This window comes from Paenibacillus sp. ICGEB2008, assembly GCF_000307675.1.
Taxonomy (GTDB): domain Bacteria; phylum Bacillota; class Bacilli; order Paenibacillales; family Paenibacillaceae; genus Paenibacillus; species Paenibacillus polymyxa.
Genome location: NZ_AMQU01000028.1, coordinates 32,537 through 55,964, shown reverse-complemented (window position 1 = coordinate 55,964; position 23,428 = coordinate 32,537). Strand labels below are relative to the sequence as shown.

Sequence of the window (23,428 nt, the reverse complement as noted above, 5' to 3'; positions counted from 1 at the left end):
ATAAAAAGGAGTAGAAAGAGCTTGCAGGCTCTTTCTACTCCTTTTTATTTGCGGATATCGTACTTATATGGAGGGATCGCTCTCAATCAGCCCTTTGCCGATCACATTGGCTGATACCGGAGGCTTGCCAAGCTCGCGCGACCATACGGATAACTGCCCGATATGATGAATCTGGTGGGCAATGACATGGCGCATTACCTCACCCCAGGCATCAATCGCAATTCTGCCGTCCGGGAGGTGATCTTCAAACCTTTTTCGTTCCAGACCTTCATGCCAGGCGAGTACGAACGGCTCTACATCGAGTCGAAACTTTGCATCCAGCTCGCGGACTTTATTCAGCGTATTATACTGAGAGAAGTCTTCCTGAAAATCAGGTTTGCCTTGAATGATTTGAATCCAGCTCCATTCTACATCAACGATATGAAAGAGCGTTTTTAGAATGCCGCCAACCCCGCCGATGCGTTCTTTCAGCAGTTCCTCCTGCGGCACCTCTTCACACCAGCGGTACCATTGTTCCCGAACCATCCAATTGTAACGAAAAAAAGTCTGCATCCATTACCCTCCAGGGACTGTAATAAAGAATGATTTCCACCAGTTTACCACAGAATGCCAAAAGGGCTGTCTCATTCGTAGAAAATCTACTTTTGAGACAGCCCTCGTGATTCAGGATAAGAATGTTGCTACTGGCTTATTTCTTTGCAGCAGCGTAACGTTTGTTGACTTCATCCCAGTTGATTACATTGTAGAAAGCTGCAATGTAGTCTGGGCGTTTGTTTTGATATTTCAGGTAGTAAGCATGCTCCCAAACATCCAATCCAAGGACCGGAGTCAGACCTTCGAACAGCGGGCTATCTTGGTTTGGAGTGCTAGTGATCGCCAATTTGCCGTCTTTGCCGACAACCAGCCAAGCCCAGCCGCTACCAAAACGAGTTGTAGCTGCTTTAGTGAAGTCTTCTTTAAACTTGTCATAGCCGCCCAGTTCGTTGTTGATGGCTTCAGCAATTGCACCTGTTGGCTGTCCACCGCCGTTAGGAGCGATAACTTCCCAGAACAGGCTGTGGTTGTGGTGTCCACCACCGTTATTGCGAACCGCAGTGCGGATGCTTTCAGGAACGCTGTCCAGATTGGAGATCAGATCCTCCAGGCTTTTGCTTTGCAGTTCAGGAGCGCTCTCCAGAGCTGCATTTAAGTTCGTAACATATGTGTTATGGTGACGATCATGGTGAATTTCCATTGTCAGTGCATCAAAGTGTGGTTCCAGTGCGTCTTTTGCGTAAGGAAGTTCTGGTAATTGAAATGCCATAATAAAATCCCTCCTGGTTATATGGTTGGGTAAGTGTTCCTATGTAATAATACCCTCGATAGTTATATTAAACCGCATTCGGCCTATTTTTTCAACATTTTTGTTTGTAAAATACCAAACTGAGCAATAGCGCCTGGTAGCTAGCATGTCCAAAAACCCGATTGGAATACGTAATACATAGGTAATAAGAGGTAAATTTGCCCCTCAAAAATGTAAACGCTTTATATACAGCGCTTACATGAGAAAAAAGGATGTATTCCGTCAAAAAGTATGGTTTAATGGTCAAGGAAGCAGAATTTTGGGCTTTTTTGTCGTCTGCTATTAGCTGTCATGTCTATGACATGACGAACTTGAGGGCACACACCCTTTTCCTGTTCTTCATTTCATATATAGCAGATCGTATGCATTTTTATCATAATGCCTTGTGATTAACACCATGATAAGCGCTTTATGGATTTATGTAAAAATGACGGTGCTGTCTCAATTTTTTTATTATGCTTACGAAAAGGGAGATATTACTTATGCACGTTCGTTCCTTTCAATTAAGTGATGTGAATTCAGTAACGGAACTCATGCAAATTGCCTTGTCAGAGGAGTGCTACAAAGAGACGGTGGGTGCTTTTGCCCGTCAGCTTTCGTGGGATTCCGGTTTGATCGTCGTTGCCGAAGAAGAGGGAGAGATCGTTGGTGCCCTGATTGGCACGATTGATCAGAATCATGGTTGTTATTATCGTATTGCTATTCACCCGGATCATCGTCGGATGGGAATCGGGAAATCGCTTGTGGAGTCCATGGAGCAGCGTTTTCAGCAACGTAAGGTTAGCCGTATTTGGGTAGCAGGGGACAAGCATAACAGTGCGGCCATGCCGTTGTACGAAGCTATGGGCTACGGAGCAAGCCAGATTTTACAGGCGTTTCAGAAGCTGAGTATTTTGGCACCTCATTAATCGGTATTCGATATACAGAAACGAAGTATAATATTTACATTTAGAGCATATCTGAGTAACCGTTGCAATCGGGTACGGGATATGCTTTTCTATTTATAACAGGGTTGAGGAGGTTAATTATGGACGCTTTGGCTCCTTCGTCAGACCCGCTTCCTTCACCGGAAACGTCCAAACAGGCAGGTCGCTCTGGTTACATACGCGATTGGTTAGTCACTCTGCTGATCGCGATGGTTGTCTTGCTGCTTCTGAACCTGTTTGTATTTAACTTGTCTACGGTCAGAGGACATTCGATGCAGCCGACGCTAATGGAAAGCCAGCATTTGTTCGTTAACAAGCTGGTTTATAATTTTCATGATCCGGGAAGAGGGGACATTGTGATTTTAAAAGATCCCGATTCCAAACTGTCCAGCCCAAGATTTTTAGTGAAAAGAGTCATAGGTATTCCCGGAGATGTCATTCGGATTGAGCATAATCATTTATATGTAAACGGTGAGCTGCTAAATGAACCGTACACCAACTCGGACGTGGAGGATGGTGATTACGGTCCTTTTACGGTGGAGCCAGAACACTTCTTTGTCATGGGAGATAATCGCCATACGGCTGCAAGCAAGGATAGCCGGTATTTTGGCAGCGTTAAGTCTGAAGATTTACTGGGACGTGCAGAGTTTATATTTTGGCCGATCTCGGAGTGGAAGTGGCTATAGAGCAGTTATGATTCTGAAATCAATGGGGAACACGCACAAACCGATCAGGGTTATAACGGATCAGCGATTCCCAATCAGGAAAGGAAGAGAACGATGAAAGAAGTGATGGTTTATACCGACGGTGCTTGTTCGGGGAACCCGGGCCCAGGGGGCTGGGGGATTGTTTTGCTGTATGGAGAGCATCGTAAGGAGCTGTCGGGTGCCGAAAAGATGACGACAAACAACCGCATGGAGATCAAGTCGGTGATTGAAGCGCTGAAGCTGCTCAAGGAGCCGTGCCGTGTAAAAGTACACAGTGACTCTGCCTATGTCGTCAATTGCTTCAAACAAGGCTGGATTAAGAATTGGCTCCGTAATGGCTGGCGCAACAGTAAAAATCAGCCGGTGGAGAACAAGGAACTTTGGGAAGAACTATGGGCACTAATGGGTAAGCATGAGGTTGAATATGTAAAGGTGAAGGGCCACAGTGACAACGAACTGAATAATCGCTGTGATTTTCTGGCGACGAGTGCTGTTAAAAATTTACGGTAGCATCTGCTGCTATTTTCTGTTGAAATTTGAGATAGGAGAATGATACATCATTCTCCTATCTGTCACGAAGAATTGTGAAAGAGAGGTGAGTATCGGATGCAACGCGAACTAACTCGGACGGCGACCGGAACGGCTTCGACTTGGGCTTCGCTCAAGCAGGAAATTATTGAGGCAGCTCCAGGGCTGGGGATTGATTCCATCGGGTTCGCATCCGCCGATCCCTTTCTGTCTCTGAAAGCTATATTGGAAGAGCACCGTGCTAAAGGTTATGAATCCGGCTTTGAGGAGCCCGATATTGATAAGCGTATCTATCCAGAGCTGTATGGCTCGCAGCCCGCATCCCTGATTGCCATTGCGGTGGCGTATCCTTCGAAAATGAAGGACCCGCCGAAGTCGGACAAGGGCAAATACCGTGGTATTATGGCGCGTTCAGCTGGGGCAAAGATTATCATCTGGTACTGCGCGAAGCGATGGAAAAGCTGGAGGCTTTTATAAGTGAGCGGGTACCTGATGCACTGTTGAAAAACATGGTGGATACCGGAGAATTGTCGGACCGAGCCGTTGCGGAACGCGCAGGAATTGGCTTTAGCGGCAAAAATACGATGATGATTTCACCGACACTGGGGTCATGGATTTATCTCGGGGAGCTGTTGACGAACATTCCCTTCCAGCCCGATGAACCGGTTACGGATGGTTGCGGAGAGTGCACCAAATGTTTGGATGCATGTCCTACCGGCGCGCTTGTAGGTCCGGGACAGCTGAATGCCCAGCGGTGCGTGTCCTTTTTGACGCAAACCAAGGGCTTTTTGGACGAGGAGTTTATGCTGAAAATAGGGAATCGGCTGTATGGATGTGATACGTGCCAAATCGTATGTCCCAAAAATCGAGGCCTTAACTGGGATCATCATCCCGAGCTTACACCCGATCCTGAAATTGTGAAGCCGTTGCTGTTACCGTTACTGGATTTGAGCAATCGTGAATTCAAAGACCGGTTTGGTCAAAGTGCAGCGGCTTGGCGGGGGAAGAAGCCGATTCAACGTAATGCAGTCATTGGTCTTGGCAATTTCAAGGATGTTAGCGCGGTGCCCAAATTGACGGAGGTTTTATTGGATGATCCGCGTCCCGAGCTGCGAGGCACGGCGGCGTGGGCTTTAAGTCGAATAGGAGGGGAAAACGCTATGACAGCGATCAAGCAAGCATCAGAGAAGGAACAACATGAGCAAGTACGCGAAATGATCGCGCAGGCGCATTCCAAGCTAGCGGAACAAGAGCAGGCAGAGCAGCAAACTTCTGCTGAATTAAAGACGGAGGATTCACAGGGTCCAACTAAGATTTATTATGACGAAATGGAGACGCCTGTGGGCACTCTGACGCTGTGTGCTACGGATCGAGGTCTATGCCGAATTGACTATAGCTCTTTTTATGCGAAGGAAGCATTGCTTCAGCAATGGGCCCGGACATGGGTCGGGGAATATGTCTATGTACAGGAGCCGGAAAAGCTGCGCGAAGCTGCAGAACAACTGCGTGAATATTTTGCGGGAGAACGACGGGAATTCAGTATAGCCTATGATTTGAGAGGCACTCCTTTTCAAGAGCAGGTATGGCGCGCACTGCAAAATATTCCGTACGGACAAAGTGTGTCCTATCAAGATATTGCAGAATCGATTGGACGAGCCAAGGCGATACGTGCTGTCGGCGAAGCCAATAACAAAAATCCATTGCCTATCCTGTTTCCATGCCACCGTGTATCGGGTGCAAACGGTAGTTTGGTTGGCTATGCCGGAGGCTTGCCAGTCAAAATGAAGCTGCTGGATTTGGAGAAGGAATAAGGACATATGTTTGCAAAAAGTAATTTGCTAGCTGTCCCATGTTTTGCTATGATAGGTTCGTGTAATTCAAGATGTCTCATATAAATATACAGAGGTGACGACTTCGTGGTGTGGAATATTGTCATTCCGATTATTACCCTGATTGTTGGCTTGGTCGGGGGATTTTTCATCGGTGCTTATTATCTTCGCAAACAGCTTGAAAAGATGCAGAACGACCCTGAAACGCTGCAAAAAATGGCCAAACAGATGGGCTACAACCTGAATGGGAAACAGATGCAAAAAGCCCAGCAGATGATGAAGAACCAACAGTTCTCCAAAAATCAGCCTGGTGCGCGTAAAAATCAGGGCCGTCGGAAATAATGAGCAACGTGAGTACGGATGCCGCATGAGGTTGCTGCATAGAGGAGGATTACTGTGGCTGGCGTAAAAGATTATATTAACCGCAAAGCTGCGGATAACCGGGATAAAATCGAGTACCATGTGGAGCAGATTTTAAAACTGATCGGTGAGGACCCCAAGCGTGAAGGTTTGTTGGAAACACCAGCACGCGTTGCGCGCATGTATGAGGAAATATTTGCGGGTTATGAGGTTGATCCACGAGATGCGCTGGGTGTGACATTTGACGAGAATCACGAGGAGCTTGTAATCGTGAAGGATATTGTCTACTACAGTCAGTGTGAACACCATATGGCTCCTTTCTTCGGAAAAGTGCATATCGGCTATGTACCCAGCGGTAAAATTGTAGGACTAAGCAAGCTAGCCCGTTTGGTGGAGGCGGTGACCCGCCGATTGCAGGTACAGGAGCGTATTACATCGCAGATCGCTGATATTTTAAATGAAGCGGTCTCCGCTCACGGAGTTATGGTGGTCGTGGAAGGCGAACACTTGTGCATGTGTGCCAGAGGTGTCAAAAAGCCTGGCAGCAAAACGGTAACATCTGCCGTACGCGGTACGTTCCGTGATAATGCAGCACAACGCGCAGAGTTCTTGTCCCTGATCAAGGAATAATTGAACAGAATGCAATGGTTAGTGATAAAAAAAAGGGTGGTTTACGCATAGGCGTAGCCGCCTTTTTTTTGTTAACATCGGTAATAGTGACAATGGGATAGCTACTGTGAAGAAGATGAAATAAAAAAATAGCAGCATGCTGCCTTGAAAATTACGATTAGTCTATGGATAACAGTTATTTTTAAGATAGGGGATAACGTATGGACCATATACATAGCTCAACAGAAATAACAACAGCATTGCCTGAGTTGCAATGGTTGGAAGCGCCACTGATGACTACTCAGGAAGACGTATTGTTTCCGCTGGCTTGGGAGGAGCTGGCTTGTCGGCAAGTAGGGAAAGGAGCTGCGCCCATTTTGCATGTATGGCGGCATCCGGCAGCGCTTGTGATTGGTCACCGGGACCGCAGGCTTCCCAACGCTCCACAGGCGATGGAGCGAGTGCGTAGTTCAGGAACGTCGGTATGCGTGCGTCCTTCAGGTGGAGCAGCTGTCATGCTGGACAGGGGGGTACTGAACCTGTCCTTGATCCTGCCGAATCCGCAGCGGGCCATCAGCCTGCATGAGGATTTTCGGCTCATGGCAGGGCTGATTGCCGATGCGCTGGCCCCGTGGTCTGCCGAGGCGCAGACTGGAGAGATCATCGGGTCCTTCTGTCCCGGGGATTACGATGTGAGCGTCCGAGGACGCAAGTTTTGCGGCATTGCACAGCGGCGTCAAGCCAAGGCGTATATCATCACGGCCTTTGTGATGATTGAGGGCCACGGAGCAGAGCGCGCACAGGCGGTGCAGCAGTTTTATCGGGAGGCAGCCGGGGATACACCGGCAGGCGTGCAGCAGCCGGATTATCCCCGGGTTAATCCGGCAACGATGGGCAGCCTGGCAGAGCTGGCCGGAGTGCCGTCTGTCGAGGCGTACACAGCATCGCTACGCCGTGTAGTCGAGAGTCGGGCGGCCATTTTGCCTGCCGATGGCTCACTGGTGCAACTGGAAGGATTGGCAGAACAGATGGCAGCGCTCAGAGAGCGGTACGATTTGCAGGTGTAGTTTATTTTAGCTTAGAATGGTTGCCATCTCAGCTTGGAGGCTTGAGCGTAGCGCGCTTCCACCTCAGGCCAGTTGACGACATGCCACCAATCTTCGATGTATTTATTGCGTTCAGCCTGATGCTTTAAGTAATATGCGTGTTCCCACACATCGATCGCCAGCAGCGGAATAGACTCCCATTGAGTCAGGTTCTGGTGCTTTTCGGCCTGCAAAATTTCAAGCCGCCCGGCGCGCGGACTCCACACCAGAATGGCCCAGCCGCCGCCTTCGACCTTTTCGGCTGCTGAACTAAATTGCTTTTTGAAGGCATCGTAGCTGCCAAAATCCTTTTTAATCTGTTCAGCCAGCGGTCCGCTTGGATTTCCACCGCCTTGAGGGCTCATGATCGTCCAAAAAAGAGTATGCAGATAATGACCTGCACCGTTAAATGCCAGTTCACGTTCCCAATGCTTTACGAGGTCAAAATCACCTGTTTTTCGGGCTTCTTCCAGTTTCTTTTCCGCTTTATTCAGATCATTCACATAGCTCAAATGATGCTTGTCATGGTGAATACGCATCGTTTTTTCATCAATGTACGGTTCAAGCGCATTATAAGGGTAAGGAAGCGGAGGGAGCCGATGTCCGCCAATAGGGACCGGGCGACCGATTAAGGACTTTTCTGCTGGCGAAGGTTGAGCCTGGCCGGACTGGACGCCTTTAGTAGCCCCAGAACCCTCTCCTCTCATGCCGGCATGCCGCTCTCGAAACGCTTGCTCCGGGTAATCCTCACCCTCTGCCGCTACATGATACAACCCAGCGGCTCGCGCGATGGAGCCGGGCTCTTGAAAGGGAGTGGTTGAGATCAGGAAATATTGACTTTCATGTGCTGCGTGTATTACAACTCCGGCGGATTTTGGCTGTTGACGCAATGCATGACTGTGTTCAGTCAGCAAACCTAGCTGCCGTACATATTCTTGTGATTGACGGTTCGCGGTTTGCAGCAAATCGTCCAGTCGACGATTTAATTCCTGTGAGGCAGGCTGTGAATTCAAGCCTGAAACAGACAACGATTTCTCTCCAGTTGCTGATGCGTCTGATCCCCTTGAATGTGCTGATGATTCATCCAGCTGGTGTGTATGTGCTTGAGGAACAGACGACTCTTTTTTCCATTGATGCTGCCATGCCTGTTCTGCCGGATCAAGCGCGCTCCGTTGCTCTTCGAGCAGCTCGATGGCGGTGCGTTCCGTTTGTTCAAATACGGTTCGCCAATCATCCAGCAGCCGCACATAAGCAGGCTCTAGCCCTTCAGTAGCAGATTTAATCACTTCCACGTGCCAACTTTCCTGCTGCTTCCAATGACGAATTTCCTCCAGCACACGTAAGGGCAGGAAAGACCCATAAGTACTCAGCATTCGTTTTTACCTCCCGTATCCCGCTATAGCTATCCGGCAGATCTAGCAGATCTGTCCTGGATGCATATGTACCCAGTATATTCGCCGTCTCACCGTGAATATGTCTATGAACTTCCTTCATCAGGTTATACCTGTTGCGCAGAACAATAATTACTCATGGAAAATAAAAAAAAGAAGCCCGTCTACGGCACGGGTTAAGTGGGGACTGACCCCATAACGTGAGACAAATCAAAACACCTTCAAGAGAATCAAGCCATGTCGTAAGATATGGAGATAACCTTGGAGGTGTTTTTACGTTGGCAACGAGAGTGAGTTACCCCCTAGAAATAAAGATGAAAGCTATTGAAATGAGATTGGCAAGAGTTCCGGTAAAAGAGGTTATGGAGCAACTGGGAATACGGAATAAGACACAGCTAAAAACATGGATGAGGTGGTATCGAAAAGGCGAAGTGCATCGTCTGGAGCAGCCTGTGGGTAAACAATACAGCTACGGAAAAGGTCCGGAATACTCCTCAGAGCTTGAAAAAGTAAAGGCGGAGAACCGGTTCCTGAAGCAGCAATTGGACCTGCTAAAAAAGTACAAGGAACTGGAAAGGAGGTGGAACCAGAAGTCGCTGTTGCCTGGATCGAATCCATTCGAGACGAAGTGACGGTGTCTGAGGCTTGTAGATGGATCGGGATCGCAAGAGCGACCTACTACCGCTGGAAAGCAGCCGCGAAGACAGAGCGCACAGATGCTACGGTGGAGAAAATCCGGGGGCTTTGCATCCATCATAAATTTCGGTATGGTTACCGGAAAATCACCGCACTCCTTCGGGCAGAGCAAAGAATGAATCACAAACGAGTTCAGCGGATTATGCAGCGTGAGGGGCTACAGTGCCGCGTGAGGATGAAGAAACGAAAGGTCACTGGACAGTCTGCTCATCTAGCGGAAAATCTGCTGAAGCGGCAATTCCATGCCGAGGCGCCCCTGCAAAAGCTCGTCACGGATATCACCTATTTACCGTTTGGGGGTAAGATGTTGTACTTCTCCAGCATTCTAGATCTGTACAACGGAGAAATTGTGGCTTACAGTATAGCGGACAAGCAAGATACGTCCTTGGTTTTGGATACGCTGAATCAACTTCCAAAACGGACAAACATGCTACTCCATAGCGACCAGGGAAGCGTGTATACGTCACAGGCATATCAAGCTGCAGTAAAGGGAAAAGGCATTACCATGAGCATGTCCCGTAAAGGAACGCCCGCTGATCATGCCCCCATCGAATCATTTCATTCCACACTAAAGTCTGAAACGTTCTACCTCGAAGATCTCATCTGTACAACGACTGCCATCGTTGTACAGACCGTTCGAGACTACATCAACTACTATAACTCAATTCGGATTCAAACGAAACTAAATAACCAGTCGCCAGTAGATTACAGGCGACTGGTTATTTAAACTTGAAAGGTGTTTTGATCCCTGTCTCACAAATGGGGGTCAGTCCCCAGTGTCCATAGGCAGGCTTCTTTAAGACGATGAATACTTGTTTTAAAAATAATTTCTTACTTCGTAGTCGTTTGTTTATGGGCAGCAGCAGTGGTTTTCTTGTCCTCCAGCTCCTGTACACTGCTTAGAAATGTCGATACCCGTCGCAAATATTCACGGGGATGCTCTCTGAAAATAAGCTCATGTATCCCGTTTTTGACAATCCATACACTGGAAAGCGGGTTGGTTTGATTGGCAGCAAGCTTTTCCGCAATGGGGTAAGGAGCCTTTTCATCCTGTGTACCATGCACAAACATGATTGGAAACGGATAGTTCTCCTTTTTAACCTCTTGATATGGAATCTGATGCAAGCTGGTGCCGTTTAAGACTGGAAACAGCAACTCCAAAATTTCCAAAGACGGATGTCTCGGCAGATTAATTTGATTGTGAATGTTATGGTACAGTGTATCTGGCTCCAGCAGGAAGGTACTGTCCAAAATCATTGCGTCCACATCCTTGGTTTGCAAGCCCGCCTGAAGAGCGGTTCCTGCTCCCATAGAAAAGCCCCATACGATAATTTCCGACGAGCCGCGTTGCTTCGCAAGCTGAATCGCTCCAAGAAGCTGCTGGGATTCCGCCTTACCTCCGGTTGCGACGGCCTTGCTGTTTTGTGACGCGAATCCATAATCAAACATGACCACATTAAAGTTCAGACTGTGGGCATAATGCGCCAGATCATACATAGGAATCCAGCTTTCTTCGCGATTAGCCCCGTAACCATGACTGAAAATAATGGTTTTCCGCGATTGATCCGCCGGGATATACCAGCCTTGTACGATGCGGCTACCATCCTTCGCTGGGAAGCTGACATCTTCATAAGGCATGCCTTTGGCCTGCATCGGATTAGAGTACAAGGGTGCGACGGTGGGATTCGTAAGCACCCAGGCGATGTAAGCATGCAAGGCAATAAAGCAAAACAACAGAAAAAATACGACCGACAGCAGCAGAGCAATCACAACGTGCTTGAACCGCAGCATACGGGGATTAAAGAGTGGGGTGGACGGCTCCTGAACAGCGGTCTGTAGCTGAGCGTTGCGCTGGGATGTCGAAATCATGTAAGAGCCTCCTTATATAAAATTGATCTTCGAATCATAAAATTTAGGTATAATTCCACTTGAAAATAGTAGGGTATGTTCGTATAGATACCTATTATCGTATGATGGCTATTATCCAAAGTCAACGCCTGAACCGGAAAAGTAAAAATGATGCAAAGAATTGTCGATGTTTGTTCTTGTTCTGTAATATGGTTGTCACAAAAACATCGGTTTACAGTAGCCGCGACTATTCTATATAATTTATGTAACCATGTTTCATAGTGTGAAACGAATATGGATACAAGAGGAGCGGTTCACGATGGAAGACCGTAAATTAACCGTCCGCGCTGTAGAGCGTGCACTTGATATACTGCTGTGTTTTACCGCAGAATCTGATCTTGGTCTAACGGAGATTGCCTCCCAAATTGGTCTACATAAAAGCACTGTTCATCGTCTTTTGACTACGCTGGAGGATCGGGGATTTGTCGTTCGGAATGCCGAAACGGAAAAATATAGGCTTGGTTTTCGCATATGGGAGCTGTCCACGCATCTGTCCCAAAGCGATGAGCCGGCGGTGTTGTTACAGCCTGCAATGGAAGGACTGCGTGATCGCTTAGGGGAGACAGTCAGCTTGTACCTGCGGGATGGAAGCATGCGTATTCGCATACAAGCCGTGCAGAGCAATCAGGCGATCCGCAGGGTTGCGCCTGTGGGTGCGCGTATGCCGCTGGCTGTGGGAGCCTCCAGCAAGGTGCTGGCGGCCTTTATGCCACCGCAGGAGCTGGAGGTATTGCTAAGCAGTGAAGAATGGCCACCTTCGGTAGACCCGGAGGTTTATAAAGCCCAGCTGCAGGACATTCGTGAGAAGGGCTATGCGACCAGCTATGAAGAACGTGAGCCAGGAGCTGCGGCTGTGGCCGCGCCTATTGTGAACCGAAAGGGACAGGTCACGGCGGCTTTATCTGTATCCGGCCCGGTCAGTCGACTTGCGCCCGAGACGCTGCATGAGTTTGCACCGATTTTGATCGAAGCAGCCAAGGAAATGGGGCTTATGCTTCCGTGACAGTAATCAATACAAAGGAAATCATACAAGGGTTGCCAAAGCTATAAATTTAAAGTAGTCTGATAGAGATGGCGGGATGTTTGTTATAGCCGCCAATTCATGTGAATAGAAAGTATCACAGTTACTGGGGGAGCCTGTAATGCGGGCTGAGATGGAATCAGGCAAGATTCCGGACCCTTTGCACCTGATCTGGATCATACCAGCGTAGGGAAGTAATCGGCCATTGAAATGTATACGCAGCTGCTGTCTACGGCCGCGCATTGGAATATGATTATTCCACGTGCGATCGGTTTGGATAGCTGTCTCGTTTGATTAGCCGGTTCCCTAGGGAACCGGCTTTTTTGCATAGATCAGCGCCACCCTGGGAATGGTTCCGGATCGGTGTGTCATTTCAACGATACGGGAGGAATGGACCATGAAACCGACGGAAACAAAAGGAACAAAAGAAACAGGAGTGAAATCAGCAGATGCAGGATTGGCGGGAATAATAGAAGTAGAGGGAGAGAAGGCCAAAGCGGAGCAAGCCAGTGGGCTAAAGCCCTTTCCGGGGAGCCGTAAGGTGTATATTCAAGGTTCTCGGCCGGATATTGCTGTGCCTGAGCGTGAAATCGCGCTACAACCCACACATACGCCTCAGGGCACCGAGCATCATGAGCCACTGCGTGTGTATGATACCAGCGGTCCGATGACGGACGAAGCCTACCAGGTCGACATCCGTCAGGGATTGCCACCATTACGGCGAGCTTGGGCACTGGAACGGGGAGATGTGGAGGCTTATGAGGGCCGCGCCGTCAAGCCGGAGGATAACGGGATGAAGCCCGGCTCCAAACGGGAGACAGTGGAATTTCCCGGCGTGACCAACCGTCCGCTACGGGCTTTGCAAGGGCGTACTGTGACGCAAATGCACTATGCGCGGCAAGGGATCATTACGCCTGAAATGGAATTTGCGGCGATCCGCGAAGGCGTAGAGCCCGAGTTTGTACGACAGGAGCTGGCGGCTGGACGAGCTATTTTACCTTCAAATATCAATCACCCGGAAAGCGAACCCATGGTCATTGGACGCCATTTTCACGTAAAGATCAATGCGAACATTGGGAATTCTGCGGTTTCGTCCTCCATTGAGGAAGAAGTGGAGAAGATGACCTGGGCTGTACGCTGGGGATCAGACACGGTCATGGACCTGTCCACAGGTCGTAATATTCATACGACGCGCGAATGGATCATCAGGAATTCGCCTGTACCGATTGGAACGGTGCCGCTATATCAGGCACTAGAAAAGGTGAACGGCGAAGCTGAGAAGCTGACGTGGGAACTGTATCGAGACACGCTGATTGAGCAGGCGGAGCAGGGAGTGGACTATTTTACGATCCATGCGGGTGTATTGCTGCGATATATACCGATGACGGCGAACAGAATGACGGGAATTGTATCCCGGGGCGGGTCGATCATGGCAGCCTGGTGCCTTGCACACCATCAGGAGAATTTTTTGTATACGCATTTTGAAGAAATCTGTGAAATTATGAAAGCCTACGATGTGGCCTTTTCTCTCGGGGATGGTCTGCGTCCAGGGAGTATCTATGATGCGAATGATGAAGCACAATTTGCAGAGCTAGAGACGTTGGGCGAGCTCACGCAAATTGCATGGAAGCATGATGTCCAGGTCATGATTGAAGGGCCAGGACATGTCCCTATGCACAAAATCAAGGAGAATGTGGATTTACAAATGGAGATTTGTAAGGAAGCCCCCTTTTATACTTTAGGGCCGCTGACGACGGATATCGCGCCAGGATATGATCATATTACCTCAGCTATCGGGGCGGCGATGATCGGTTGGTTCGGGACGTCCATGTTGTGCTACGTTACGCCGAAGGAGCACTTGGGTCTGCCGAACAAGGATGATGTCCGCGAAGGAGTTATTACCTACAAAATTGCCGCGCATGCTGCTGATCTGGCGAAGGGTCATCCGCGGGCACAGCAGCGGGACGATGCTTTGTCCAAGGCGCGTTTTGAATTCCGCTGGCGCGATCAGTTCAATCTCTCGCTTGACCCTGAGCGGGCATTGTCCTACCATGATGAAACGCTACCAGCAGAAGGGGCCAAGGAAGCCCACTTTTGCTCGATGTGCGGTCCCAAGTTTTGTAGTATGCGTATCACGCAGGACATTCGTGCCTATGCGGCCGATAAGGGACTGAATACTGAGGAAGCCGTTGCCGCCGGGATGCGAGAGAAGGCAGAGCAGTATCGGGAAGCTGGGCAGTAAAAATCGGTAGCGATACAAAAGTCAATCAACTGGGAAGCCTCAACGAAAAGTACAGTTAAGCTCGTCAGAGGTTTATTTCCATAAACGTATGAGCAAGGTTTAGAAACGCGTGAGTAACAAAAAGCCGTGGTTCTCTACAGTTGATGTAGAAAACTACGGCTTTTCAGCTTATGTAAAGCGGGATCATGCTACCGGATTAACGGAGCTTTATTTTTTACCCATTTTTTCATTCAAAATGTCCTGAAAGCTGAGCTTCTTCTCCGAGCTATCTTCTTTCTTCTGCATACTCACCGCGTTGGCACGTTGGTATTGGTGGTGAAAAGGCATCAGGGTGTGGACAGTTAAGTTCATTGTATTCATGTGGTCATTCCTCCAATTCCATTTTGTCAAATTCAGATTGAGTTGCTTAGGACGTCTGTATAGGACTATGTATATGTACTTGATGTTGTAATGCCGTGTAGGTTGCTTGGTAATGTTTCAATCATTATACCCGCATTTATCCAAAGTAAAACGCTTTTGACATAAAACAGGAAGATGGTCGTATGTGTCCAAAATGTGTATTAGGAGGATGGTCATTTTAGGGGAAAATGTGCCTAGGGCCTAAACAAGGGCTAGAGGCCCGTTTTCTCAGTTTAGTAGTCGGGATTGTGTTTTTTTGTCGAATAACCTTGTATTAGCGGAATTTTGCGGAATTATAAGGTTGGACTAAGGCAGTCTGGTGGCGAATTAAAGTGTCAAAGTTGTATTGACTTTATGTTGGGTAGTGGATACCATGAACTGGTTGTCAGCGTATTTTGGCAAGAAGAGTCAGCCAATCCATCTGGCAATTCATCCGTTGAAATGTTAGAGAGAGGATTAGAGCATATATGAAAAAAAGTATTGCAGATATCGTATTTATTATTCTGGGTGCGTTTTTTTTTCGCGCTGGCTGTTAATCTGTATGTGATCCCGAATGAATTTGGCGAGGGGGGCGTTACAGGGGTCACGATCATCTTGTACTACCTGTTTCAGTGGTCTCCCTCGATCGTCAATCTGGTCATTAATGGCTTGCTGCTGATTGTCGGATATAAATTTTTGGACAAGAGAACGACTCTGTATACTATAATTGCGGTCGCTTTTAACTCGCTGTTTTTACATTTAACAGTCAACTGGCGGATTGATTCGCATGAGCCGACGATTAATGCCGTATTTGCCGGAGTTTTGGTAGGGGTCGGCATTGGCTTAATTGTACGGGTCGGTGGTACAACGGCAGGAACAGTCATTTTAGCCCGGATTGCCAACAAGTATCTGGATTGGAATATCAGCTATGCCTTGTTGTTTTTTGATCTGATTGTCGCCTTCTCTTCCTACTTTATTATCGGCCCGGAAAAATTAATGCTAACTATCGTTATTTTGTACGTCGGTACGAAAGTTATGGATTTCATGATTGAAGGATTGAATCCGAAAAAAGCGGTCATGATCATTTCGGAGCATCAAGACAAAATTGCCGAGATGGTCATTACGCAGATGGACCGTGGAGTCACCGTCCTGTCAGGCCACGGATATTACACCAAAAATCCAAAAGAAGTTTTATATATCGTCATTAGCAAACAAGAGGTGTCAGCGCTTAAAAAGATTGTGAAAGCTATCGATACAGCAGCATTTATCACCATTCATGACGTACGGGACGTATTCGGAGAGGGCTTTTTGGATATTTCGAAGTAATTGGCGTGTGAAGCTAAGGTTATAAGAGAACGTGGCTAGAAGTCGGTCCTGAGAGGATCGACTTTTTTTTGTCCTGTTTGTTGCCTTACATAGGGCCTCATACAGATAAAAAACACCCCTGAATCGCAGATGAATCTGCAATCAGGGGTGTTGTATATATAATGCTATATCATTACGCTTGAATCATTTGACGCAGTACGGTTTGCAAGATACCACCGTTGTGGTAGTAGTCGATGTCGACGGTGCTGTCCAGACGGGCAGTGACTGGGAATTCGAACTTGGTGCCATCCTCGCGTTTGGCTACAACCGTAAGTTCTTGACCTGGTTTCACGTCATTGTCAATGCCGAGAATGTCGAAGGTTTCGCGACCGTTCAGGCCCAAGCTGGACCAGCCATAGCCTTCCTGGAATTGCAGCGGCAATACACCCATACCGACCAGGTTACTGCGGTGAATCCGCTCGAAGCTTTCAGCAATGACGGCTTTAACACCTAGCAAAAGCGTACCTTTGGCCGCCCAGTCACGGGAGCTGCCTGTGCCGTATTCCTTGCCGGCGATGACGATCAGGTTCTGATCGGCTGCCTGATATTTCATGGATGCATCATAGATGGACATTTCCTCATCTGTAGGCAAGTACTTGGTCACACCGCCTTCGGTGCCTGGAGCTACATTGTTGCGGATACGGATGTTGGCGAATGTACCGCGCATCATGACTTCATGGTTACCGCGACGGGAGCCATAGGAGTTGAAGTCCTTGCGCTCTACACCATGCTCCTTCAAGTACAGTCCTGCCGGGCTGGAAGGGGCGATGTTGCCTGCTGGTGAGATGTGGTCTGTCGTGACCGAATCATTCAGCAAGGCAAGTACACGGGCATTACGGATTTCCTTGATATCCTGCACACCATCCTGAAGCCCTTCAAAGAACGGCGGATTTTGAATATAAGTTGAGTTTTCATCCCATTCATACAGTTCGCCTTCAGGAACCGGAATGGAATTCCATTTTTCGTTGGCCGTAAATACATTTTCGTATTTGCGACGGAACATATCCGGACTCAGAGACAGGCTGATCGCTTCCTTGATTTCTTCGGAAGTAGGCCAGATATCTTTCAGGTAGACAGGCTGATTGTCCTGATCGTAACCGAGTGGTTCGTTCACCAAATCAATATTTACCGTGCCGGCGAGAGCATAAGCGACTACCAGTGGCGGTGAGCCGAGATAGTTGGCTTTGACTTGCGCATGCACACGTCCTTCAAAGTTCCGGTTACCGGAAATAACTGCGCCAACGGTCAGATCATTGTCTGTAATGGCCTGACTCACTTCGTCAGGAAGGGGTCCAGAGTTACCGATACAGGTCGCGCAGCCATAGCCTGCCACATGGAAGCCGAGGGCTTCAAGCGGTTCGATCAGCCCGGCTTTTTGCAGGTACTCCGTTACGACAAGCGAGCCTGGTGTCAAGCTTGTTTTAACATAGCCTGGCTTTTTGAGCCCGCGCTGTACTGCCTTTTTGGCGAGCAAGCCCGCGCCTAGCATAACGCTTGGGTTGGAGGTGTTCGTGCAGCTTGTAATGGCTGCAATCACGACTGAGCCAGTACCCAGCTCACTGGTGGAGCCGTCCGGATGGGTCAGTGGAACCTTCTGTGCGATCTTTTCATCGCTCAGTCCATAGCCGCCTTTGTCTACCGGGGTACGGATAATGCCTTCGAAAGTTTCTTTCATGCGGCTTAGCTCAACACGGTCCTGCGGACGTTTGGGTCCTGCGAGACTCGGTACAACCGAAGCCAGGTCCAGCTCAAGCGTATCGCTGAACACAGGGTCTGGGGTATCGGATGTGCGGAACATGCCTTGAGCTTTGTAATATTCCTCTACGAGGCTGACTTGCTCATCGGAACGTCCGGTGCTGCGCAGGTAAGCCAGCGTTTCGGCATCAACCGGGAAAAAGCCGATCGTTGCGCCGTATTCCGGTGCCATGTTGGCCACGGTCGCACGGTCAGCCAAGCTAATGTTGGCCAGACCTGGGCCGTAAAATTCTACGAATTTGCCGACCACGCCTTTTTTACGCAGCATTTGCGTGACTGTCAGCGCCAGGTCGGTAGCGGTAGCTCCTTCCGACAGGCTACCTGTCAGCTTGAAGCCGATCACATCGGGAGTGACAAAATACAGCGGCTGCCCCAGCATACCCGCCTCTGCCTCGATCCCGCCGACGCCCCAGCCTACGACACCGAGTCCGTTAATCATCGTCGTATGGGAGTCCGTTCCCACAAGGGAATCCGGGAAGACAACCGTTTCGCCGTCGATGGTTTTGGTGGCAGCCACGGAAGCGAGATACTCTAGATTAACCTGATGAACGATACCGGTGGACGGCGGCACCGCACGGAAGTTATTGAATGCCGTTTGCGCCCAGCGCAAAAAACGATACCGTTCTTCGTTACGTTCAAACTCTACATTAATATTGTAGTCCAGCGCGTCACTGGTACCGAAGGCATCAACCATGACCGAGTGGTCGATTACGAGATCGACGGGAACGAGCGGGTTGATTTGTTTCGGATCGCCGCCCGCTTTTTTCACCGTATCACGCATAGCTGCCAAATCGACAACCACCGGGACGCCAGTAAAATCCTGAAGCACGATACGTGCAGGAATGAACGGAATTTCCTTGTTGGTGTCACGATCCTCAGCCCAGCCTGTCAACTGCTGCACATGTTCCTCCGTAATGGCGCGTCCGTCAAACTGGCGAACCGCTGCTTCCAGCAACACTTTAATGGAGAAAGGCAGCTTGGCAACACCGCTTTTTCCTTGTTCCTCCAGTGCCTTAAGACTGTAGTAGCGATAAGGCTTCCCGTTAACTTCCAAACTACGGGCAATGGAGAATTGATCTTTTCCTGACATAAGTATTACCTCCTTGAAGTAGATGCTTGCGGGAAAATAGGGATGTCTTTTTTCGACGTCATGCACATTTGGTTTTAATTGGTTGCGTTCTCAATTTCATCTTCAGTGGTACATTGTAAGTTAAGAGGTTGAGATGAATGTAATTCGTTTCATTAGATGAAACATGATTTCAAAATGATTGCTTTTGGATTAAGTATACCGTTTTCAGACGGTTCCGTAAAGTTTTTTTTGACCTAAATTATGCGTGTTCAGACTGGAAAATAAAACGTTCCGTTCCCCCGCGTTTCGATGTTCATACCAAGCTTTAGAGATTCATACTTATAGATAGAGAGCATATCCGACCAGAGAGAAAGAAGGAAGTTATATATCAGCGTGGTTATCCCCGAATAAGGATAGCGAGACGAAAAATGGAGGGATAGGGATGGGGGAGCGGGAATGGAAACAGGCCCTTTTTGCTTATGTGAATCAGTACAATCGCAGTGAGGTAAATGGTGTACCACAGCCGGATGAGTACCTGGAAGTGGGCCAGCGAATGGAGCGGGCGGCACGTGCGGCCAGATTGGAGCAGTGGTACAACGAACGGGACGCTATTCCCCTGCGCAGCGAGACACGCGCCAAGCCACTACGAATAGTGCAGGATACCCCGGATGAGGCAGTGGTCGATGTACAACTGCATGTGAGGCTCTTTTATGAGAAGGGCGGGATGACGCACCGGGAGGATCGGATTGAACGGGAGCGTCTAACGTTTACACGCGAGGGCGAAGCCTGGCAGGTGACGAGGATTGAGCGCGATCCGGCAGAAAGAAAGCCGGCGGGAGGAGAGGTTCCTTTTGAACAAGCGTCGTTTAATCAGGGAGGAAGTCTGCCGCTATTGAATCGTGGTGTGCTGGGCTTCGGCTCATCAGCACGCCCCAGCCGATATCGTCGTGAAGAAGCAGCGGCCTATGCAGATCAGTGGTGGGATAGCTTTAACCCGGAGTTTGAGGCGTTTGATGTGGATTGCACCAATTATATCTCGCAGTGCCTCTTTGCAGGTGGTGCACCGATCCACTATACTGGTAAAAGAGAATCGGGCTGGTGGTATAAAGGACGGGTCGCCGGACGTGAGCTGTGGAGCTATAGCTGGGCGGTTTCCAACAGTCTGGAGCGGTATTTGGGCTCCAGCTCCTGGGGGTTGACCGCAGAGCAGGTGAGTCGACCGGAGCAGCTCATGCTGGGGGACGTCATTTTTTATGATTGGGATGGTGACGGAACTTTCCAGCACAGCACGGTGGTAACGGCCTTTGATGCTGGCGGCATGCCGCTAGTCAATGCACATACGGTAAGCTCTAGACATCGTTATTGGGACTATAAAAATTCGTATGCGTGGACGGACAATACGGTATATCGCTTTTATCACATCGCCGACTATTTTTAAATGAGATGATGGATAACAGGTACAGTGAAGCAAATCAGGCACAATGACGAAAGCAGGAAAGCGGAGGATAGGCATGGCAAATCAAAAATTGACCGTAGGGCTGGTGTACGGTGGTAAATCGGGCGAACATGAGGTATCGCTGCAAACGGCGTATGCGGTAATGAACGCTTTTAACTATGAGAAATACGAGATTATTCCTTTTTATATTACGAAGGCTGGCGATTGGCGTAGAGGGACGCTGTTAAGTGCGCCTTTGACTACTGTAGACCAATTGAAGCTGGAGCACGCTGAGGGCGGCACCAAGGCGGCATTAGATACGTTGTTCGGCAAGTTGTATGGAGAGCAGACGCTGGATGTACTGTTTCCGCTGCTGCACGGCACCTTTGGCGAAGATGGAACGATTCAGGGTCTGTTCGAAATGGCTGATATGCCTATGTCGGGGCAGGCGTGCTGGCTTCGGCAGCAGGTATGGATAAAGGCGTCATGAAGAAGCTGTTTGAGCATGCAGGATTGCCGCAAGTGAAATACTGCTATTTTAATAGTACACAGTGGGCACAAACCGGTCATGACTTGGTGCGTAACATAGAGACTGAGTTGGGTTATCCTTGCTTTGTCAAACCAGCCAATCTGGGATCGAGTGTTGGTATTTCCAAAGCGAGTAACCGAGAAGAACTGGAAAAGGCTGTAGATCTGGCTCTGCAATTTGACCTGAAGGTGATTGTGGAGGAGTACGTCGATGCCCGTGAGATTGAAGTCAGCGTACTTGGCAATGACGAGCCGATTGCCTCGGTACCGGGTGAAATTGTGTCGTCGAGTGATTACTACGACTATGCTGCCAAATATACCGATGGTCAATCGGAAATGCTCATTCCGGCACCACTGGACGAGGAAGTGGCAGATCGTATCCGTGAAGCCGCATTGCAAGCTTTCCGTGCTCTGGAAGGTTGCGGGATTTCCCGTGCCGATTTCTTCGTCAGACGCTCAGATGGACATATCCTTATTAATGAAGTGAATACAATGCCTGGCTTTACACCGTTCAGCATGTATCCATTATTGTGGAGAGAAACCGGCGTATCCTATGTAAGTCTGCTGGATCGCATGATTGCTCTTGCACTGGAGCGTTATGAGCGCAGGTCGGCACTGCACTATGAGAACTCATAAACGAAAAACGAAGGGGAGCTGATCACTCTCCTTTTTGTTCATATACACTGATAGACTTGAGCATTTTACCAAACTCTTAAATATGAAAGGTGGCGGCTACACATGGGCTTTCAAACTGAATTTAACTCGGTGTGCAAATTCAAGAGTGAACAAGAACTTTATGAACTGCTGGAATATGGACGTGGCAAAATGGTTAAATCCGGCCTGCGTGTTTTTCCGACAGGACAGAAGGTCATCGCTTACAGCGTGGACAACGTGGCAGTAGCCATCGTTCAGATTGTGGGCTGTATCGCCGAAATCAATTTCCAAGGTGACGAAGTGACCGAGGTAGAAATGACTCTCATTCGTAAGCTGAATGAAGAGGAATCAAGAATTCAGACCGCATTGGCGGATGAAATGTTTTTTGGAGCACAGCAGCAATCCTAGCTGTTTGTTTCTTACAGTTTTGTGCAATACACCGAATCAGCAGGTGCTTTTCCGGGTATGATCAGTAGAAAAGGGGTTTAGGTCACAGAATGAAAGCGGCCTTGCCATCTACTGCGAACTGCTGAAAGGAAGGACATCTATGATCGTAAGGTTCGGATATGTTGCCATGTCAGTCACCGTGCAAAATGCATCCCCTTCTAAAACTATGACCATGGCCAGCTTTAACAAGATCGGAGACCGAGAAGCGGCGATCCGCAAGCTAGAACGGATTGCAGCCGAAAATCTCCATAATACATTGAGGCTGCTGCGTCATAATCGTGCGAGTGATATTCAGGTCTATCGTTTCTCATCCAAGCTGATTCCGCTTGCGACCCATCAGGATCTGCGGGACTGGGACCCGTTTGAGGCGCTTGCCGCTGATTTTGCAGAGGTGGGGGACTATGTCAAGGCGAATAAGATGAGGGTATCGTTTCACCCCGATCATTTTACAGTGCTCAGCACTCCCCGTCCTGAAGTGTTACAGAGCTCCATTAATGATCTGAAGTACCACGTGGCGATGCTGGAGGCCATGGGACTTGGTGCTGAAGCCAAGAACAACATTCATATTGGTGGTGCCTACGGAGATAAGGTGACCTCAGGTCAGCGTTTTGTAGAGCAAGTGAATGCCCTGGATCTTTCATTAAGACAACGGTTAACATTGGAAAATGATGATAAAACGTTCAATGCGGTGGAAACACTGGAAGCTTGCAAAATAACGGGCTTGCCGATGGTTCTCGATATTCATCATCAATGGGTCAATAACGAGGGGGAGAAGCCGTGGGAGCTATGGCCGGATATATTGGATACCTGGAAAGGGGAATTGGCTCAAGCCGGATCTTCTACTGATCATCCATTGCCGCCCAAAATTCATGCCTCCAGTCCTAAAAGTGAAAAAGACCCTCGTGGTCATGCAGACGGTGTTCTGGTGGAGCCGTTGCTGACCTTTCTGCGTAATATTGCTGGATATACGGATCGGATTGATGTCATGCTTGAAGCCAAACTTAAGGATGAAGCATTGTTCGGATTAATGAATGAACTGCGTCTTCAGGAAGATAACGGGGTCAAAGTGTTGGATGGGGCTTCCATAGAAATTACGCCTTAAAAAGTAGTATTTTGCGGATAAAGCTTCCATATGGAGAAACTTTATGAAGCT

Annotated in this window: 18 protein-coding genes, 3 pseudogenes and 1 riboswitch; of the genes and pseudogenes, 15 read left to right on the top strand and 6 right to left on the bottom strand. The window is 48.7% G+C overall.

What is annotated here, in order from left to right; all coding sequences use genetic code 11:
• Positions 1–63: 63 nt before the first annotated feature.
• Entirely contained in the window at positions 64–552 is a 489-nt protein-coding gene (locus C400_RS0123565; RefSeq protein ID WP_017428441.1) for a DinB family protein, read from the bottom strand.
• 136 nt (positions 553–688) lie between these two features.
• Complete coding sequence (locus C400_RS0123560; protein WP_016819339.1) at positions 689–1,303, bottom strand: superoxide dismutase; 615 nt, start codon at positions 1,301–1,303, stop codon at positions 689–691.
• A 521-nt stretch (positions 1,304–1,824) separates the two neighbouring features.
• On the opposite strand from C400_RS0123560, the gene C400_RS0123550 reads away from it, so the two are divergent.
• From C400_RS0123550 to C400_RS0123520, 7 genes and pseudogenes are all read left to right on the top strand, one after another.
• Complete coding sequence (locus tag C400_RS0123550; protein ID WP_013369410.1) at positions 1,825–2,250, top strand: GNAT family N-acetyltransferase; 426 nt, start codon at positions 1,825–1,827, stop codon at positions 2,248–2,250.
• Positions 2,251–2,369: 119 nt separating this feature from the next.
• Positions 2,370–2,954: a signal peptidase I gene (gene lepB / locus C400_RS0123545; protein ID WP_016819338.1), complete on the top strand. Its 585-nt coding sequence runs from the start codon at positions 2,370–2,372 to the stop codon at positions 2,952–2,954.
• Between the two features lie 93 nt (positions 2,955–3,047).
• On the top strand, positions 3,048–3,485 hold the full coding sequence (rnhA, locus tag C400_RS0123540; protein ID WP_016819337.1) for a ribonuclease HI: 438 nt from the start codon (positions 3,048–3,050) through the stop codon (positions 3,483–3,485).
• A gap of 96 nt (positions 3,486–3,581) precedes the next feature.
• Positions 3,582–5,314 (top strand): annotated as a pseudogene (gene queG / locus C400_RS0123535) (tRNA epoxyqueuosine(34) reductase QueG).
• Between the two features lie 105 nt (positions 5,315–5,419).
• Positions 5,420–5,674 (top strand): YneF family protein, encoded by a 255-nt coding sequence (locus tag C400_RS0123530; protein WP_013369414.1) that lies wholly within the window; start codon positions 5,420–5,422, stop codon positions 5,672–5,674.
• Between the two features lie 54 nt (positions 5,675–5,728).
• Positions 5,729–6,322 (top strand): GTP cyclohydrolase I FolE, encoded by a 594-nt coding sequence (gene folE, locus C400_RS0123525; protein ID WP_013369415.1) that lies wholly within the window; start codon positions 5,729–5,731, stop codon positions 6,320–6,322.
• A gap of 200 nt (positions 6,323–6,522) precedes the next feature.
• Positions 6,523–7,368, top strand: a complete 846-nt coding sequence (locus C400_RS0123520; RefSeq protein ID WP_016819335.1) for a lipoate--protein ligase family protein — start codon at positions 6,523–6,525, stop codon at positions 7,366–7,368.
• An 11-nt stretch (positions 7,369–7,379) separates the two neighbouring features.
• On the opposite strand, the gene C400_RS0123515 is transcribed toward C400_RS0123520, so the two are convergent.
• Positions 7,380–8,759: a Fe-Mn family superoxide dismutase gene (locus C400_RS0123515; protein WP_017428439.1), complete on the bottom strand. Its 1,380-nt coding sequence runs from the start codon at positions 8,757–8,759 to the stop codon at positions 7,380–7,382.
• Positions 8,760–9,055: 296 nt separating this feature from the next.
• Here C400_RS0123515 and C400_RS0123505 point away from each other — a divergent pair.
• Positions 9,056–10,200 (top strand): IS3 family transposase gene (locus C400_RS0123505; RefSeq protein WP_128574158.1). Its coding sequence is split into 2 segments (ribosomal slippage): positions 9,056–9,329 and positions 9,329–10,200, totalling 1,146 coding nucleotides; the frame shifts between segments, so codons are not numbered across the junction.
• A gap of 104 nt (positions 10,201–10,304) precedes the next feature.
• Here the strand turns inward: C400_RS0123505 and C400_RS0123500 are convergent.
• Positions 10,305–11,342 (bottom strand): alpha/beta hydrolase, encoded by a 1,038-nt coding sequence (locus C400_RS0123500; RefSeq protein ID WP_017428436.1) that lies wholly within the window; start codon positions 11,340–11,342, stop codon positions 10,305–10,307.
• Positions 11,343–11,640: 298 nt separating this feature from the next.
• Here C400_RS0123500 and C400_RS0123495 point away from each other — a divergent pair, with 298 nt between their 5' ends.
• Together C400_RS0123495 and thiC are read left to right on the top strand one after the other, a co-directional pair.
• Positions 11,641–12,384 (top strand): IclR family transcriptional regulator, encoded by a 744-nt coding sequence (locus C400_RS0123495; RefSeq protein WP_016819332.1) that lies wholly within the window; start codon positions 11,641–11,643, stop codon positions 12,382–12,384.
• Between the two features lie 116 nt (positions 12,385–12,500).
• Positions 12,501–12,612: riboswitch (TPP riboswitch) on the top strand.
• A 187-nt stretch (positions 12,613–12,799) separates the two neighbouring features.
• Positions 12,800–14,644 carry a phosphomethylpyrimidine synthase ThiC gene (thiC, locus tag C400_RS0123490; protein WP_017428435.1) on the top strand — a complete coding sequence of 615 codons (1,845 nt, stop codon included), beginning with the start codon at positions 12,800–12,802 and terminating at the stop codon, positions 14,642–14,644.
• A gap of 207 nt (positions 14,645–14,851) precedes the next feature.
• On the opposite strand, the gene C400_RS28245 is transcribed toward thiC, so the two are convergent.
• Positions 14,852–15,004 carry a hypothetical protein gene (locus C400_RS28245; RefSeq protein WP_010348453.1) on the bottom strand — a complete coding sequence of 51 codons (153 nt, stop codon included), beginning with the start codon at positions 15,002–15,004 and terminating at the stop codon, positions 14,852–14,854.
• A gap of 506 nt (positions 15,005–15,510) precedes the next feature.
• Between C400_RS28245 and C400_RS0123480 the strand changes: the two are divergent.
• A pseudogene (locus tag C400_RS0123480) lies at positions 15,511–16,348 on the top strand (YitT family protein).
• 172 nt (positions 16,349–16,520) lie between these two features.
• Here C400_RS0123480 and acnA read toward each other — a convergent pair.
• Entirely contained in the window at positions 16,521–19,232 is a 2,712-nt protein-coding gene (gene acnA, locus C400_RS0123475) for an aconitate hydratase AcnA (protein ID WP_016819329.1), read from the bottom strand.
• A 421-nt stretch (positions 19,233–19,653) separates the two neighbouring features.
• On the opposite strand from acnA, the gene C400_RS0123470 reads away from it, so the two are divergent.
• The 4 genes and pseudogenes from C400_RS0123470 (at position 19,654) to uvsE (ending at position 23,377) form a co-directional block, all read left to right on the top strand.
• Positions 19,654–20,649 carry an amidase domain-containing protein gene (locus tag C400_RS0123470; protein WP_017428434.1) on the top strand — a complete coding sequence of 332 codons (996 nt, stop codon included), beginning with the start codon at positions 19,654–19,656 and terminating at the stop codon, positions 20,647–20,649.
• Between the two features lie 73 nt (positions 20,650–20,722).
• A pseudogene (locus C400_RS0123465) lies at positions 20,723–21,810 on the top strand (D-alanine--D-alanine ligase).
• A 102-nt stretch (positions 21,811–21,912) separates the two neighbouring features.
• Entirely contained in the window at positions 21,913–22,236 is a 324-nt protein-coding gene (locus C400_RS0123460; protein ID WP_016819326.1) for a hypothetical protein, read from the top strand.
• Between the two features lie 139 nt (positions 22,237–22,375).
• Entirely contained in the window at positions 22,376–23,377 is a 1,002-nt protein-coding gene (uvsE, locus tag C400_RS0123455) for a UV DNA damage repair endonuclease UvsE (protein WP_013369428.1), read from the top strand.
• Positions 23,378–23,428 lie beyond the last annotated feature (51 nt).

Excerpts from the sequence above, each read along its gene's own strand:
- C400_RS0123565 (WP_017428441.1), bottom strand. The coding sequence starts at position 552 with ATGCAGACTTTTTTTCGTTACAATTGGATGGTTCGGGAACAATGGTAC.
- C400_RS0123560 (WP_016819339.1), bottom strand. The coding sequence starts at position 1,303 with ATGGCATTTCAATTACCAGAACTTCCTTACGCAAAAGACGCACTGGAA.
- C400_RS0123550 (WP_013369410.1), top strand. The coding sequence starts at position 1,825 with ATGCACGTTCGTTCCTTTCAATTAAGTGATGTGAATTCAGTAACGGAA.
- lepB (WP_016819338.1), top strand. The coding sequence starts at position 2,370 with ATGGACGCTTTGGCTCCTTCGTCAGACCCGCTTCCTTCACCGGAAACG.
- rnhA (WP_016819337.1), top strand. The coding sequence starts at position 3,048 with ATGAAAGAAGTGATGGTTTATACCGACGGTGCTTGTTCGGGGAACCCG.
- C400_RS0123520 (WP_016819335.1), top strand. The coding sequence starts at position 6,523 with ATGGACCATATACATAGCTCAACAGAAATAACAACAGCATTGCCTGAG.
- C400_RS0123515 (WP_017428439.1), bottom strand. The coding sequence starts at position 8,759 with ATGCTGAGTACTTATGGGTCTTTCCTGCCCTTACGTGTGCTGGAGGAA.
- C400_RS0123500 (WP_017428436.1), bottom strand. The coding sequence starts at position 11,342 with ATGATTTCGACATCCCAGCGCAACGCTCAGCTACAGACCGCTGTTCAG.
- C400_RS0123495 (WP_016819332.1), top strand. The coding sequence starts at position 11,641 with ATGGAAGACCGTAAATTAACCGTCCGCGCTGTAGAGCGTGCACTTGAT.
- thiC (WP_017428435.1), top strand. The coding sequence starts at position 12,800 with ATGAAACCGACGGAAACAAAAGGAACAAAAGAAACAGGAGTGAAATCA.
- C400_RS28245 (WP_010348453.1), bottom strand. The coding sequence starts at position 15,004 with ATGAATACAATGAACTTAACTGTCCACACCCTGATGCCTTTTCACCAC.
- acnA (WP_016819329.1), bottom strand. The coding sequence starts at position 19,232 with ATGTCAGGAAAAGATCAATTCTCCATTGCCCGTAGTTTGGAAGTTAAC.
- C400_RS0123470 (WP_017428434.1), top strand. The coding sequence starts at position 19,654 with ATGGGGGAGCGGGAATGGAAACAGGCCCTTTTTGCTTATGTGAATCAG.
- C400_RS0123460 (WP_016819326.1), top strand. The coding sequence starts at position 21,913 with ATGGGCTTTCAAACTGAATTTAACTCGGTGTGCAAATTCAAGAGTGAA.
- uvsE (WP_013369428.1), top strand. The coding sequence starts at position 22,376 with ATGATCGTAAGGTTCGGATATGTTGCCATGTCAGTCACCGTGCAAAAT.